This window comes from Actinacidiphila glaucinigra (genome assembly GCF_900188405.1).
GTDB lineage: Bacteria > Actinomycetota > Actinomycetes > Streptomycetales > Streptomycetaceae > Actinacidiphila > Actinacidiphila glaucinigra.
On sequence record NZ_FZOF01000010.1, the window covers coordinates 102650 to 114947 of the forward strand.

The following is a 12298-nucleotide window of genomic DNA, read 5'->3' on the forward strand; positions in this document are numbered from 1 at the left end:
CGGGAGTGGCCGGAACGTGAACCGCGAATGAACCGGTGAGCGCGGCGCGGGGTTCCCGTCCGCGCGCCCGACGCGAGCCGGCGCCCACCTGGGCGGCGTCCGCACCGCGCCGCGGGCGGCGCGCTCACGCCGGGGTGGCCGCGGGCAGCGTCAGCTCCCAGGTGTCCACGGCGAAGTGGAGGGTCATGCCGTGCGCGGTGTACAGCCGCAGGGCCCCCGTGGTGTTGCCGGTGTCCACCCCGAGCCCGATGGTGTCGCGGCCGCGGGCGGCGTACACCCCGAAGGCGTGGCGCAGCAGATGGCCGGCGACGCCCCGGCCCCGCGCCTCCTTGCGCACGCCCAGGCTCCGGATCCACGCCATGGCCGCGCGGTCGTCACGGCTCAGCGCCGCTCCCACGTCCCCCGCGCCCTCCAGCGAGGCGATCCACACCAGGGACCAGTCGATGCCCTGGCCGAGGTCGTCCAGCCACTGCCGGTAGGTGCGCCGCTGGTGGTCGAAGTGCTCCGCGAAGCTCTCCTGCAGGAGTTCGTGCGCGCGGCGGCGGTCGGCCTCCGCTGTGCAGTCGCGCAGCGTCAGTCCGGTAGGGGGCCCGGGGACGGGGTCCGCGGCGGCGGACAGCGGGCGGGTCAGCACGTGGTAGCGCCGTACCGTCCTCCAGCCGCGCCGCGTCAGGCGGGACGTGTCCATGGTGGGCGCGGTGTTGAGGGACAGGTGGACGACGGCCCGCTCCGCGCCGTTCTCCGCGGCGCGTCCGGCGGCCCGGGTCTGGAGGAGGCCCAGCAGCCGCTCGCCCGCCTCCTGGTGGGCGGGCAGGACGTAGTGGTCGGCGTCGATGCGTTCGGCGCCGGAGTCGTCCCACAGCAGTCCGTAGGCGACGAGCGCGCCGTCCTCGAAGGCCAGCCAGGAGTTGCGTTCCAGGTCCGCCTCGGGATGGATCAGCGACGACTCGACCGTCGCCAGGTCGGTCTCGGGCCGCCCGAGCTCAACGACGTCGACGGCGTTGAGCAGGTCGCAGATGACGGGGGCGTCCTCGGGGGCGGCCGGCCGCACGATGATGGGCATGGCGCAACCCTCGGCACCGGCACCGGCTCCGCGCAAACGTTTTTCGCGGCGGAGCCGGTCCGGCCGGGACGGCGCCCGCGTCAGGCGCCCGCGGCCTCGGTCGCCGGACGGTCCGCGCTCGCGCCCGCGTCGGTGCTCGCGTCGGTGTCGGTGTCGCGCTGGGCGGGGACGGTGATCTCCACGGCCTCGACGGCCTCTTCGGGTGCGTCGTCGTCCTCGTCGTCCTGGGCTGCCGGTGCGGCGGGTGCGGCGGGTGCGGCCGGTGCGGCGGGCGTGGTGGCTACGGCGGGCGTGACGGGTACGGCAGGTACGCCTGCCGCGGTTCTCATCGGCACGGCGGGGGTCATGACGTCGAGGTCGGCGTCGTCGGGCCGGCGGTCGCGGCGGACGTCGCCGACGATGAGGGCGACCACCGCCGCCGAACCGACGAACTCCAGCAGGCTCTGCGAGGTGTCCACGGCGGTCACGGGCATCGAGCCGACGGCGTAGCCCCACAGCTCCGTGAAGGCCGAAGGCATCATGAAGAGCGACAGGCCCACCGAGAAGCCCGGGGCGGTGGGCCGCCGCCTGGCGGCGAGCAGCATGCCGGCCCCGCACAGCACGGTCAGGCACACCCACTGGTACGGCGAAGGAACCGCGAGGATGGCGCGCCCGCTGCCCTTGCCGACGATCAGGTCGGTGAGCACACCAGGGCCGACCTGAAAGGCCGTCACCGCGTTCCGGCCGATGTAGAAGACGTTGAGCACCGCGAGCAGCAGACCGGAGGCGGTGGCCGTCACCTTCACCGGGCGGACCCCGCCGGTCACCGAGTTCGAGGCGGCGGCCTCGTACTCCATGTGCCGTGCGAGCAGGAGGAGCCCGCCGAGGACGAGGCAGATGACCACCGCGAGGACGGCGGTGCTGCCCACCGCGTTCAGCGAGGCGCCCTTGAGGGTGCCGAACCACGGGTCGGAGGGGGAGTCGAGCAGCAGGTACCAGACCGCCGGAAGGCGGAAGCCGAGGGTCACCGTGCACGAGGTCATCAGCAGGCCGCCGGCGCCGCGGGTGCGGAACAGGGCGGCCAGACCGGCGCAGAGCTGCAGCGCCGCCAGGCCGAGGTCGAGCGAAGAGGTCGCCGAAAGGCCCGGCACCCATCCCGTCGTCCACAGCGACCAGGCGCCGGGCAGACCGCGGACAACGATGTCGTAGAGCAGCCAGAACGTCGTCTGGGCGAAGAGCGCGAGGCTGAGCAAGGCCACGGCTATCCGCACCTGGTTGATCGACATCCCCGGACGGTTCATGGCGCGCTGTCCCCTCGACGGCCAAACGTGGTTGAGTTCACAACATTCCCAATGACGGTGCAGAGCATAAACGGTCACCCATGTGCCCGCGCCAATCCGCCCCCGAGGTGCCGGCCTTGCGGAACCGCGCGAGAACGGTGTGCCAACGGAAAATGAATGACGGCCCATCAGGAGACGCCGGCCGGACTTGTCGAGTGGCCCAGGGCCGCGGTCGAACAGGCAACGCTGAATGGTGAGTTGGGCGTACCGTCGAGAGCGGGGCGGTCACGTGCGGGGCAGGTGCCGGCCGCGACGTGGCACGCGTGGTACTCCGTGAAGCGGGCGCGGCCCCAGGGCGGACCGTACGCGCCCGCCGGAACCCGCCCGGGCGGCTGCGGCACCGACCTGGGCGCGGCAGTGTCGGCGCCCCGTGATGGGATGCCGGGGAACACCGCAGCCGTAGCCCGCAGGGAGAACACGCCGATGCCTCCGTACCCTTCGCTCACCCACGCCCTCGTGGCGGCTCTCGTGGACCTCACCTGGTTCGTCGAGGACGCGGACGACGAGCGCATGGACCAGGACGAGGCGCTGAAGGCCCTGGAGGGTGTGGCCGCCGTGGTCGACCGGATGACGGAGGGCCAGCGGGACGGGTTCCTCGACCTGCTGGCGGCGATGACGGCGGCCGAGACCGATCCCCGGCGCCGCGCGTTCCTGGAGGACTTCCCGGAGGACTTCGGCGTCGTGGACTAGCCCGCCCGGCTCAGCCCTGTGACAGCCGCGGGTCCAGGAGGCGGTGCAGCCGGTGGGCGACGGGACGGAAGCCGCGGCGCGGCCAGAACACCGACGAGAGCGGGTTCGCCGCCCGCCAGTCCGTCACGCACACGCGGAATCCGCTCCGCGCCGCGTCCGCGAGGGCGTGCTCGGTGAGGCGGCGCCCCACACCGCTGCCCCGGCACTCAGGGGCGGTCGCGGCGAGGAGCAGTTCGACCGAGCCGCGCGGCGCGGTCGGCGAGACCTCGTCGTCGGGTACGGGCCGCATGACGCAGAAGCCCCGCGCCCCCTCCGGCCCTTCGGCGAGCCAGTAGGACACGGCGGGGTCCTCCAGCAGCTCCAAGTGCCCCGGCCGCAGGCCCTCGTGGAAGGACTGCTCGATGAAGGCGAAGACCGGCGGGCCCGTGTGCGCGTCGGCGACCAGGCGGAACAGCGGTTCCAGCGCGGCGAGGTCCGAAGGCCCGGCGGCCCGTACGTCGTCGTGGAAGCCGGCCTCTCCCGCCACCAGATCCGTCACGGCGTGGACCTGCTCGTAGGCGAAGCACTGCGACAGCCAGACCGGCAGGTCGTGCGCGGCCGAGACGGCGTAGTGGTGCAGCCGCCCCTCGCCGAGCCATGGACCCGACAGGTGCGCGTACAGGCCGCGCAGGACGTCCCCGTCGTGTGCCGCGTAGTGCCCGGGCCCCGTCCACACATGGCGTCCGCGCACGTCGTCGCCGGGCACGGCCAGGAGGTATCCGGCGAGCGTGCCGTCCGCCGTCTCCGCGACCGCTCCGCGCGCGCCCCGCTCCCAGGCGTCCCGCAGGAGGGCCGCGCAGGCCGCCGGTTCGGCGAAACCGGGGTCGAGCGCCGGTTCCCCGGCGAGGTCGCGGCGGTGGCGGGCGGCGAGGAGGCCGGCCGCGGCATCGACGTCGGAGGCCTCGAACGGCCTGGTCGTCGGCGCTTTCACCAGGGGTGCCTTCTTTCCGGGGTCAGCCCTTGCGGGCCTCGATCAGGTAGCGCTGCGAGTAGGCCACGAAGGGCCCGTGCCGTTCCATGAAGCCGTACAGCTCCGCGAGCCGCTCGCGGTAGGCGTCCACGGAGAAGCCCGGCACGATCCAGATGACCTTGCGCAGGAAGTGGACCACGGCGGCGATGTCGTGGAACTCCATGCGCAGCGCCTCCTGGCGCAGGTCCACGACCTCCAGGCCCGCCGCCTCGGCGCGGGCGGTGGCCTCGACCCCGCTGGAGCCGGCCGTCGTGGTGAAGGGGTCCTGCGTGTGCACGGCGACCGGCCGCGGCCCCATCAGGTAGTCCGTCAGCTCCCGCACCGAGCCCGCGCCGACCTGCTGGGACAGGTAGGTGCCGCCGGGACGCAGCACCCGGCGCACCTCGTCCCAGCGGGTCACCACCGGATGCCGGCTGACGACGAGGTCGAAGTGGCCGTCGGGGAAGGGGAGGTCGGCCGTGTCCTCGGCCTGGACGACGGTGGCGCCGAAGGGTGCCAGGTTGCGGCGGGCGATCGCCAGGTTGGGCGCCCAGGACTCCGTCGCCGCGACGACCGGCGGGGCGAGGGGCACGGTCGCCATGACCTCCCCGCCGCCGGTCTGGACGTCGAGGACGGCCTCGGCCCGGGCGGCCCGGTCCGCGAGGAGCCGGGCGTAACCCCAGGACGGGCGCTGTTCGGTGGCGCGGCCGGTGAACCAGGAGAAGTCCCAGCCCTCGGTCGGGACGGCCTCCCCTTCGGCGAGGAGGTCTCGGAACGTGGACATGGGCGCGAGGATGGCAGACGCCCCCGGCGGGGCGCATCCGGATTACGCCGGGGCGGCGGCGCTCCGCGTCGTCCCGTCCCGCGGCGGGCCGTCAGCAGCCGGTCGCCAGGGGGGTGAAGGACATCCGGGTGCCCTCCTCCGCGTCGGCGGCCCTGCCGTAGGTGGCGGAGTCGACCTTGAACCAGACGTCGTCCCGGGTGCGGTCGCCGCCGACGTCGTCCAGCTCGACGCACCAGCGTTCCGCCGACACCACGCGCGTGTAGGACTCGGTGCCCTGCTGCACCTTCCGGCAGTCCTTGTAGTGCTCGGTGGTGTACCAGGTCCGGGTCGACTTGCGCTTGCCGGAACCGCTCGAGGACGTGTGCCGCACCCGCCGGGTGCGGTCGGTGCACCGCTGCACCATGTGCGGCCGCCGCCCGGTGGTCGTCCTGCGCGCCACGTGCCGGTGGTCGTCCAGCGCTCCGGTGACGGGCGGGTCCGCCTTCGCGACCGGGGTACGGGGGCCTGGGGAAGCGGTGGCCGACGGTCCGGATCCGGCCACGGCACCGGAGTCCGGGCTCCCGCAGGCACCCAGCAGGGCGGCCAGGAGCGCGGCGGTCACGGCGGCGGAGTACGGGCGGCGGCGTCTGTGCACTGCTCTCCTCGGTGAACGTGAAGGTGACGCCGAAGGCGGAGGTGAACGGCGTCGCGGGCGGTCGGTGCCCGCCCGGATCATGACGCGATGCGAACGGCCCGGGTTCCCGCATCGCCCGCCCGGTTGTGTCGGCGCCCGCCCTGCCTCTGACGTCGCCTGCCCGTTCCTGGCGTCCGATGGCCGAACGCTGGGTAGGAACCGGGACGGGGATGGCTGGAAGTCGTAGTCCTTGCCCGGGCCGCCGACGGCCCGGGAAGGGGGGATCTCGGTGGGTAAGACGTCTGCGTTCGTCCATATCGACGGCCCGGGGGGACGGGCCTCGCACAGCGGGACCGTACGGGAGCGGGCCGGGGGGCCCGTCCGCGTACCGGGCCCGTCGCTGCTCAACCCCGGTCTGCAGGAGGTGGAGCCGCAGGTCATGGCCTGGGCCCGGCGCGCCGGTCTGCTGTCCGCGCTGACCTCGGGTCAGGCCGGCCGGGAGCGGCAGGTCGCCATGGCCGCGCACGTGTGGCCGTGGGCGCCCCCGGGCCGCCTGGCGGAGCTGGCCCGGCTCACCCTGTGGATGTTCGCCGTCGACGACGACAGCGACGCCGGACCGGCCACCGGGACCGGAGCGGAACTCGAGGCCATGGCGCACGCCGTCGGCGGCTGGGCGCGCGCCGTCCCCGTGTCGGCGCCACCGGCCGTCCGCGTCCTGGACGAGGTGGTGCCGCGGGTGACCGGTGTCATGGGGCCAGCCTGGGGCGACCGTTTCCGCCGTCACCTCGTCGCGTGGATCCGCACCAACCAGGACATGCTCCGGTTCCGCGGCGGCCACGAGGTGCCCACCCCCGAGGCCTACATCGCCTGGCGGCGGGTCTCCGGTGCCACGGGCTGGTGCTTCGACCTCATCGAGTACGCCCAGGAGTCGGAACTCCCCGCGGCGATCTGGTTCTCGCCGGCCTGCCGCGCGCTGCGGGAGGCCGCCGCCGACGTCATCGGCTGGACCAACGACCTGTTCTCGGTGGAGAAGGAGCTGCGCACCGGGGAGACCACCAACCTGGTCCTCGTCCTTCGCCACCACCACGGACTGACGCTGGAGGAGGCCGTAGACGAAACGCGGCTGTGGCACGCCCGCCGTGTCGCCGCCCTGCGCACCGCGACGCGCGACCTGTACGCCGGCGCCCTCGCGGCCGACCTGACCCCGGCGCAGCTGGCGGCGGTCTGCCATTACGCCGACGGCATCCATGCCTGGGCCCGCGGCTTCCTCGACTTCTCACTGGCCTCCGCCCGTTACGGCGACTGCGGGGGATAGCCGGCGGCGCCACCGGGAATGCACCACGGAAGGGGGAGCCAGGGGGAACGGGGGTACGTGGTGGCTGCCGTGTGGGGGCGTATCGCGGGCGCTGCGGGTTACCTGCTCAGGATGTTCGCGGGCCTGGCCCGGCCCGTGCTGACCTTGCTGCTCGGTCCGCCGGGAGCGGTGGCCGGCGCGGCGACCGAGACCGTGGCCGCCTCAGGAGGCAGGGCGCTGGAGCAGACGGCCGGTCGCAGGCGGGCGCTGCCCGGTCTGCTGCGGATCTCCCGGCGCGGCACGGCGCCGCTGGTGGCGGACGTGGACGACCCCATCGGCCTCGGTGTCCACCCGGCCGCGCCGGGCGGCGGCGGGACGGCGGGCTTCGGCCGCGTCCCGGTGTTCGTCGGCCGGGACGCGATGCCGCAGGCGGAGGCGGTGCTGAGCGGGGGCCGGGGCTTCCTGCTGCTGGTGGGGGACTCCACGGCGGGCAAGACCCGCCTGGCGTACGAGGTGGTGCGCAAGCACTTCCCGCGCCACCGGCTGGTCGTCCCGGACAGCCGGGAGGCGATGGTCGCGCTCGTCGACCCGGTCTCCCGGTGGTACCGGGCCGTGGTGTGGCTGGACGACCTGGAGAACTACCTCGGCGCGGGCGGATTGACGGCGGGTCACGTACAGCGGCTGCTGGAGGCCGGATCGGCGCGGGTCGCCGTCGTCGCGACCATCAGCGCCCGTCAGCACATCCGCTTCGGCGCCCGCTCCGCCGCCGACGACGAGCCCGGCGGCGACGTCCTGCGCTCGGGCCGCGAGGTGCTGCGGCTGGCCTCGGTCGTCCGGGTGGACCGTACCTGGAGCGAGGCGGAGCTGGCCCGGGCCCAGCACCACACCGACGATCCGAGGATCAGGGCCGCCGTCAACGGCGCCCGGACCGGCAGCCGAGGTGTGGCCGAGTACCTGGCCGCGGCGCCCCAGTTGCTCGACGACTTTCGCAACGCCTGGGCGGCAGGCGCCCGTCCGCGCGCCGCCGCCCTGGTGGCCGGGGCCGTGGACGCGCGGCGCGCCGGTCACCACGAGCCGCTGCCCGAGGACGTCCTGCGCCGCCTGCACGAGATCCACCTCGACCTGCGCGGCGGCGGCAGCCTGCGGCCGGAGCCGTGGGAGGAGGCGCTGAACTGGGCCACCGACCCCCTGCACGCCACCTCCAGCCTGCTGCTGCCCCGGGACGACGGCGCGTACCTCGCCTTCGACTACCTGCACCAGACACTGGACGAGCAGGTGCCGCCGCCGCGCATCCCGGACGCCGTGTGGGAGATCCTCATCGACCACGCCGACCCGGTGCGTGCCCTGGACATCGGCGCGACCGCCTACCAGCGCGGCGACCTGCGCCACGCGATGGCCGCCTTCGACAAGGCCGGAGCCGATCCCGGGCAGCTGCCCCGGCAGTGGTACGCCACGTGCGTGGGGGAGGCGGGCGACCCGCGGCGTGCCGCGGACCTCTACCACGACCTGGTCGCGGAGGCCGAGCGGCGCGGCGGGCCCGACGCCAAGGAGACACTGGAGAACCGCAACTCCCACGCCCGTTACCGGGGCATGGCCGGCCACCCCGCGGAGGCCGTCGACCTGCTGCGCGGCGTCATCGAGGACCGCACGCGCATCCTCGGCCGCGAGCACTCCCACACCCTCAACAGCCGCAACAACCTCGCCCTGTTCCTCGGCGAGAGCGGCCGCCTGGATGAGGCGGTCGCCGTGTACCAGTCCGTGCTGGCCGACCGGACCCGCCTGCTGGGCGCCGACCACCCGCACACTCTCAGCAGCCGCTACGGGTACGCCTACCTGCTCGGCGACGCCGGCCGCCCCGGACAGGCCGCCCGGCTCTTCGACAGCCTGGTCGCGGACCGCACCCGCACCCAGGGCCCGTACCACCCCTACACCCTCAACAACCGCCGCCACCATGCCCACTTCCTCGGCGAGGCGGGCCACGCCGCCCGGGCCGCCGGGCTCTTCGAGGAACTCCTGGAGGACTGCCTGAAGGTCCTCGACCCGCTCCACCCGGACACCCTCGCCTCCCGCCACGGCCAGGCCCGCTTCCTGGGCGAGGCCGGCGACCCCGGCCGCGCGGCGGCGCTGCTCGACGGCCTGATCGCGGACGGCCGCAGAGCCGCCGTGCACGGGCCGGACAGCCCGATCCCGCTGCTGTGGCGCCGTTACCAGGCCGTCTTCCTCAGCGAGGCCGGGGCGACGGAGGAAGCCGTACGGCTGCTGGACACGTTGCTGACCGAGAGCGGCGGGATCCTCGACGCCGGTCACCCCCAGCTGTTCGCGGTCCGCGCCGCCCACGCCCGCTGCGTCCTGCGTGCGGGCCGCACGGGCGAGGCTGCCGCGCTGTACGGACGGCTCGTCGACGACTGCCGCGACCGTCTGGGCGAGGACCACCCCCAGACGCTCACCGCCCGGGGCGGCCGCGCCCGCTGCCTGGCCGCGGCCGGCCGCCACGGGGAGGCGGCGGACCTGCTGGAGATCCTCGTCCAGGACCGCACCCGCGTCCTCGGCGACGACCATCCCTCCACCCTCAACAGCCGCAACGCCCACGCCTGTTCGGTCGGCGCGGCGGGCGACTCCGCACGCGCCGGCCGGCTGCTGCGCCAGGTCCTCCAGGACCGGGTGCGCCATCTCGGCGAGGAGCACCCCTGGGGCGACCGCACCCGGGACGAGCTGGCCCGTTTCACCTGACCGGGCCCGGCCCCCCCGCCCCGCCTCGCGCCCGGCGCGCGGTCAGCCGCGGGTGACGTGCCCGTCGACCAGCCGCCACAGCCCCAGCGGGTTGTCCGGGGCCAGCGCCTCGGGGAGCAGCGCGTCCGGGAAACCCTGGTAGGTGACGGGTCGCAGGAAGCGCTCGATCGCGCTCATGCCGACGGAGGTGAAACGGCTGTCGGTGGTGGCCGGGAACGGGCCGCCGTGGATGGTGGCGTGGCCGACCTCCTGCGGGTGGGCGAAGGCGTTCACCACGATCCGTCCGGTGCGGCGCTCCAGGACGGGCAGCAGGCGGGCGGCCTGCGGGTGGTCCGCGTCATCGAGGTGCATCGTCGCCGACAACTGGCCGCGGAAGCTCCGGGCCATCTCCGTCATCTGCTCCACGCCGGTCAGCCGGACGAGCAGCGCGGCCGGCCCGAAGACCTCGTCGGCCAGCGTGGGTTCGGCCAGGAACCGGTCGCCGTCGACCTCGAGGAGCTGGGCGCGGCCCTCGAAGGCGCCCTCGGGCTCCGGTCCGGCCGCGACGGTCGCGGCACCCGCGCCGCGCAGGCGCTGCGCCCCCCGGCCGTAGGCGTCGTGGATGCCGGGGGTGAGCATCGTCCGGGCGCCCATCGCGCTCACCCGTGCCGCGGCCGCCTCGCGCATCGCGGCGTACCCCGGGCCGTCTACGGCGAGCAGCACGGCCGGCTTCAGGCAGGCCTGGCCGACGTTGACGAGCATGCGCTCGGCGAAACCGTCGCCGATCTCGCCACCGCGCGCGGCCAGCGCGGCCGGCAGGACGAAGGTCGGGTTGACGCTCGTCATCTCGGCGAAGACCGGGATCGGGTCGGGGCGCAGCTGCGCCCGCCGGTACAGGGCCATGCCGCCGCCCTCGGAGCCGGTGAAGGTGACCGCCTTGACCAGCGGGTGGTCCACCAGGGCCTCGCCGATCGCGTTGCCGGGTCCCCGGAGCATCGAGAACACGCCCTCGTGCAGCCCGGAGTCGGCCACGGCGCCCTGGATGACCCGCCCCTGCAGCTCCGAGGCGCCGGGGTGGGCGTTGTGGGCCTTGAGGATCACCGGGCAGCCCGCCGCGAGCGCGGCGGCGGTGTCGCCGCCCGCGACCGAGTAGGAGATCGGGAAGTTGCTGGCGCCGAACACGGCCACCGGTCCGATCGCGATCTTCTGCATGCGGTGGTCCATGCGCGGCCTCGGCTGCCGCTCCGGCTGGGCCGGATCGACGGCGGCCTGCCGGAACCGGCCCTGCCGGACGACCTCGGCGAACTGCCGGAACTGCCCGGCGGACTTGACCGCCTCGGCCTCCAGCTGCGCGACCGGGAGACCCGTCTCCAGGGCCGCCCGCTCGGCCAGTTCGCCCTTGATCGCCTCCAGCCGGTCCGCGATCAGCTCCAGGAACGCGGCGCGCTCCGCGAGGCCGGTGCGGTTGTAGGTGTCGTAGGCCTCGTCGGCCAGCCGCGCGGCGCGGTCCACCTCGGCGGCACCGCCGAGTGCGAACTCCGGCCCGACCGGCTCGCCGGTCGCCGGGTCGAGTGCCTTCATCGTGCCTTCGGACGCGGGGACGGACGACGCGCCTATCAGTATCTCTCCGGTCAGTCGCATGTCAGTGGTCTCCGTTCTCCAGCGTGCTCAGCAGGTCGGCGGTGGTGGTGATGGAGTGGGCGTACGTGGGGCCGTTGAGCTCGTGGGCGGCGTGCATCATCTCGGGGCGGTAGGCCGCGGTGGCGTCGCGGACGAGCGTCACGTGGTATCCGAGCTCCATGGCGTAGCGGCCGGTGGACTCGATGCAGGTGTTGGCGAGCAGCCCGATGACGATCACATGCGTGATGCCCTGCTGCTTGAGCCGGAAGTCCAGGTCGGTGTTGGCGAACCCGCTCTGCGACCAGTGCTCCTGGATGACCACGTCCCCGTCGGCGGGACGGAAGTCGGGGTGGAACTCGCCGCCCCAGGTGCCGAAGGCGAAGGTGCGCCGCTCCTGGATGATGCGGTGCGTCGGGTTGGGGTGCTCCCAGTCCTCGTAGTCGCCCTCCTGCCAGCGGCGGTGGGGGACGAAGAAGACCTTCTGCCCCGCCGCGCGCCCGGCCCCGACGACGGCGCGGAGGTTGTCGAGCAGACCCACCTCGGTGGCTACGGGCTCCAGCGCGGGCCAGACCTTTCCGCCCTCGGAGAGGAAGTCGTTGTAGGGGTCGACCAGCAGGATCGCCGTCCGCGTGGGGTCGTAGGTGTCGGTCATGACGCGTCCTTTCCCATTCTGGATTATTTGCATCATCCTCATTCAGGATTACTCTCGTCATCCTGAAAGTCAAGGAACGAATGCGAGGTGGGGACATGGCCCCCGATGAACTGCGCGAAGCCCTGATCGGCGCCTGGCGCCTGGTGTCCTACGCGGCCACCGACGTCGCCACCGGCGAGGTCGTCGAGCCCTTCGGGCCGCGGCCCCGTGGGCTGATCACCTACGGCCCCGACGGCCACATGTCGGCCCAGATCATGAGGGCCGGGCGGCCGGACTTCCGCCACGGGCGGCTCGAGGAGGGGCTGCCCGGGGAACTGGCCGCGGCGGCCGCGGGCTATCTCGCGTACGCGGGCACTTTCGAGGTCCCGGCGGAGGACACGGTCGTGCACCGGGTCGAACTGAGCCTGTTCCCCAACTGGGTTGGCGGTGCGCAGACGCGGATCGCCGCACTGGACGGCCGCAGGCTCCGGCTGAGCCTGCCCGGCGCCGCCAGGATCTGGGGCGCGCTCCGCACCGGCGTCCTGACCTGGGAGCGCGCCGGGCGGTAGCGGCCGCCGTGCTCCGCG

The 12298-nt window shown here is 74.1% G+C and carries 11 protein-coding genes; 4 read left to right on the forward strand and 7 right to left on the reverse strand.

All coding sequences use genetic code 11. The annotated features are described in order from the left end of the window. Positions 1-124: 124 nt before the first annotated feature. Together CHF15_RS21790 and CHF15_RS21795 are read right to left on the reverse strand one after the other, a co-directional pair. Complete coding sequence (locus CHF15_RS21790; protein WP_089225525.1) at positions 125-1063, reverse strand: GNAT family N-acetyltransferase; 939 nt, start codon at positions 1061-1063, stop codon at positions 125-127. 80 nt (positions 1064-1143) lie between these two features. Further along, complete coding sequence (locus tag CHF15_RS21795) at positions 1144-2328, reverse strand: hypothetical protein (protein ID WP_089225526.1); 1185 nt, start codon at positions 2326-2328, stop codon at positions 1144-1146. A gap of 477 nt (positions 2329-2805) precedes the next feature. Between CHF15_RS21795 and CHF15_RS21800 the strand changes: the two genes are divergently transcribed. Next, positions 2806-3072, forward strand: coding sequence for a hypothetical protein (locus CHF15_RS21800; protein WP_089225527.1), 267 nt, complete (start codon positions 2806-2808; stop codon positions 3070-3072). A gap of 10 nt (positions 3073-3082) precedes the next feature. On the opposite strand, the gene CHF15_RS21805 is transcribed toward CHF15_RS21800, so the two are convergent. The 3 genes from CHF15_RS21805 to CHF15_RS21815 form a co-directional block, all read right to left on the reverse strand. Then, the gene (locus CHF15_RS21805; RefSeq protein ID WP_089225528.1) at positions 3083-4042 is read right to left on the reverse strand and encodes a GNAT family N-acetyltransferase; all 960 of its coding nucleotides are present in this window, start codon (positions 4040-4042) and stop codon (positions 3083-3085) included. A 22-nt stretch (positions 4043-4064) separates the two neighbouring features. Beyond that, positions 4065-4844, reverse strand: a complete 780-nt coding sequence (locus CHF15_RS21810; RefSeq protein ID WP_089225529.1) for a class I SAM-dependent methyltransferase — start codon at positions 4842-4844, stop codon at positions 4065-4067. Positions 4845-4935: 91 nt separating this feature from the next. Then, the gene (locus CHF15_RS21815; RefSeq protein WP_089225530.1) at positions 4936-5478 is read right to left on the reverse strand and encodes a hypothetical protein; all 543 of its coding nucleotides are present in this window, start codon (positions 5476-5478) and stop codon (positions 4936-4938) included. Positions 5479-5746: 268 nt separating this feature from the next. Between CHF15_RS21815 and CHF15_RS21820 the strand changes: the two genes are divergently transcribed. Together CHF15_RS21820 and CHF15_RS21825 are read left to right on the forward strand one after the other, a co-directional pair. Then, complete coding sequence (locus CHF15_RS21820; protein WP_143681606.1) at positions 5747-6772, forward strand: terpene synthase family protein; 1026 nt, start codon at positions 5747-5749, stop codon at positions 6770-6772. Positions 6773-6829: 57 nt separating this feature from the next. Continuing rightward, a complete protein-coding gene (locus CHF15_RS21825) occupies positions 6830-9481 on the forward strand; it encodes a tetratricopeptide repeat protein (RefSeq protein WP_143681607.1) in 2652 nt (883 codons plus the stop codon). A gap of 42 nt (positions 9482-9523) precedes the next feature. On the opposite strand, the gene CHF15_RS21830 is transcribed toward CHF15_RS21825, so the two are convergent. Both CHF15_RS21830 and CHF15_RS21835 read right to left on the reverse strand, forming a co-directional pair. After that, positions 9524-11101: an aldehyde dehydrogenase (NADP(+)) gene (locus tag CHF15_RS21830; RefSeq protein ID WP_089225533.1), complete on the reverse strand. Its 1578-nt coding sequence runs from the start codon at positions 11099-11101 to the stop codon at positions 9524-9526. 1 nt (position 11102) lies between these two features. Next, positions 11103-11732: a cysteine hydrolase family protein gene (locus CHF15_RS21835; RefSeq protein WP_089225534.1), complete on the reverse strand. Its 630-nt coding sequence runs from the start codon at positions 11730-11732 to the stop codon at positions 11103-11105. 95 nt (positions 11733-11827) lie between these two features. Between CHF15_RS21835 and CHF15_RS21840 the strand changes: the two genes are divergently transcribed. Continuing rightward, positions 11828-12280 (forward strand): lipocalin-like domain-containing protein, encoded by a 453-nt coding sequence (locus CHF15_RS21840; protein ID WP_179279900.1) that lies wholly within the window; start codon positions 11828-11830, stop codon positions 12278-12280. Positions 12281-12298: the final 18 nt, after the last annotated feature.

Bases quoted from the DNA above. Each gene is read 5' to 3' on its own strand.
- CHF15_RS21790 (WP_089225525.1), bottom strand. From the start codon at position 1,063: ATGCCCATCATCGTGCGGCCGGCCGCCCCCGAGGACGCCCCCGTCATC.
- CHF15_RS21795 (WP_089225526.1), bottom strand. From the start codon at position 2,328: ATGTCGATCAACCAGGTGCGGATAGCCGTGGCCTTGCTCAGCCTCGCG.
- CHF15_RS21800 (WP_089225527.1), top strand. From the start codon at position 2,806: ATGCCTCCGTACCCTTCGCTCACCCACGCCCTCGTGGCGGCTCTCGTG.
- CHF15_RS21810 (WP_089225529.1), bottom strand. From the start codon at position 4,844: ATGTCCACGTTCCGAGACCTCCTCGCCGAAGGGGAGGCCGTCCCGACC.
- CHF15_RS21830 (WP_089225533.1), bottom strand. From the start codon at position 11,101: ATGCGACTGACCGGAGAGATACTGATAGGCGCGTCGTCCGTCCCCGCG.
- CHF15_RS21835 (WP_089225534.1), bottom strand. From the start codon at position 11,732: ATGACCGACACCTACGACCCCACGCGGACGGCGATCCTGCTGGTCGAC.
- CHF15_RS21840 (WP_179279900.1), top strand. From the start codon at position 11,828: ATGGCCCCCGATGAACTGCGCGAAGCCCTGATCGGCGCCTGGCGCCTG.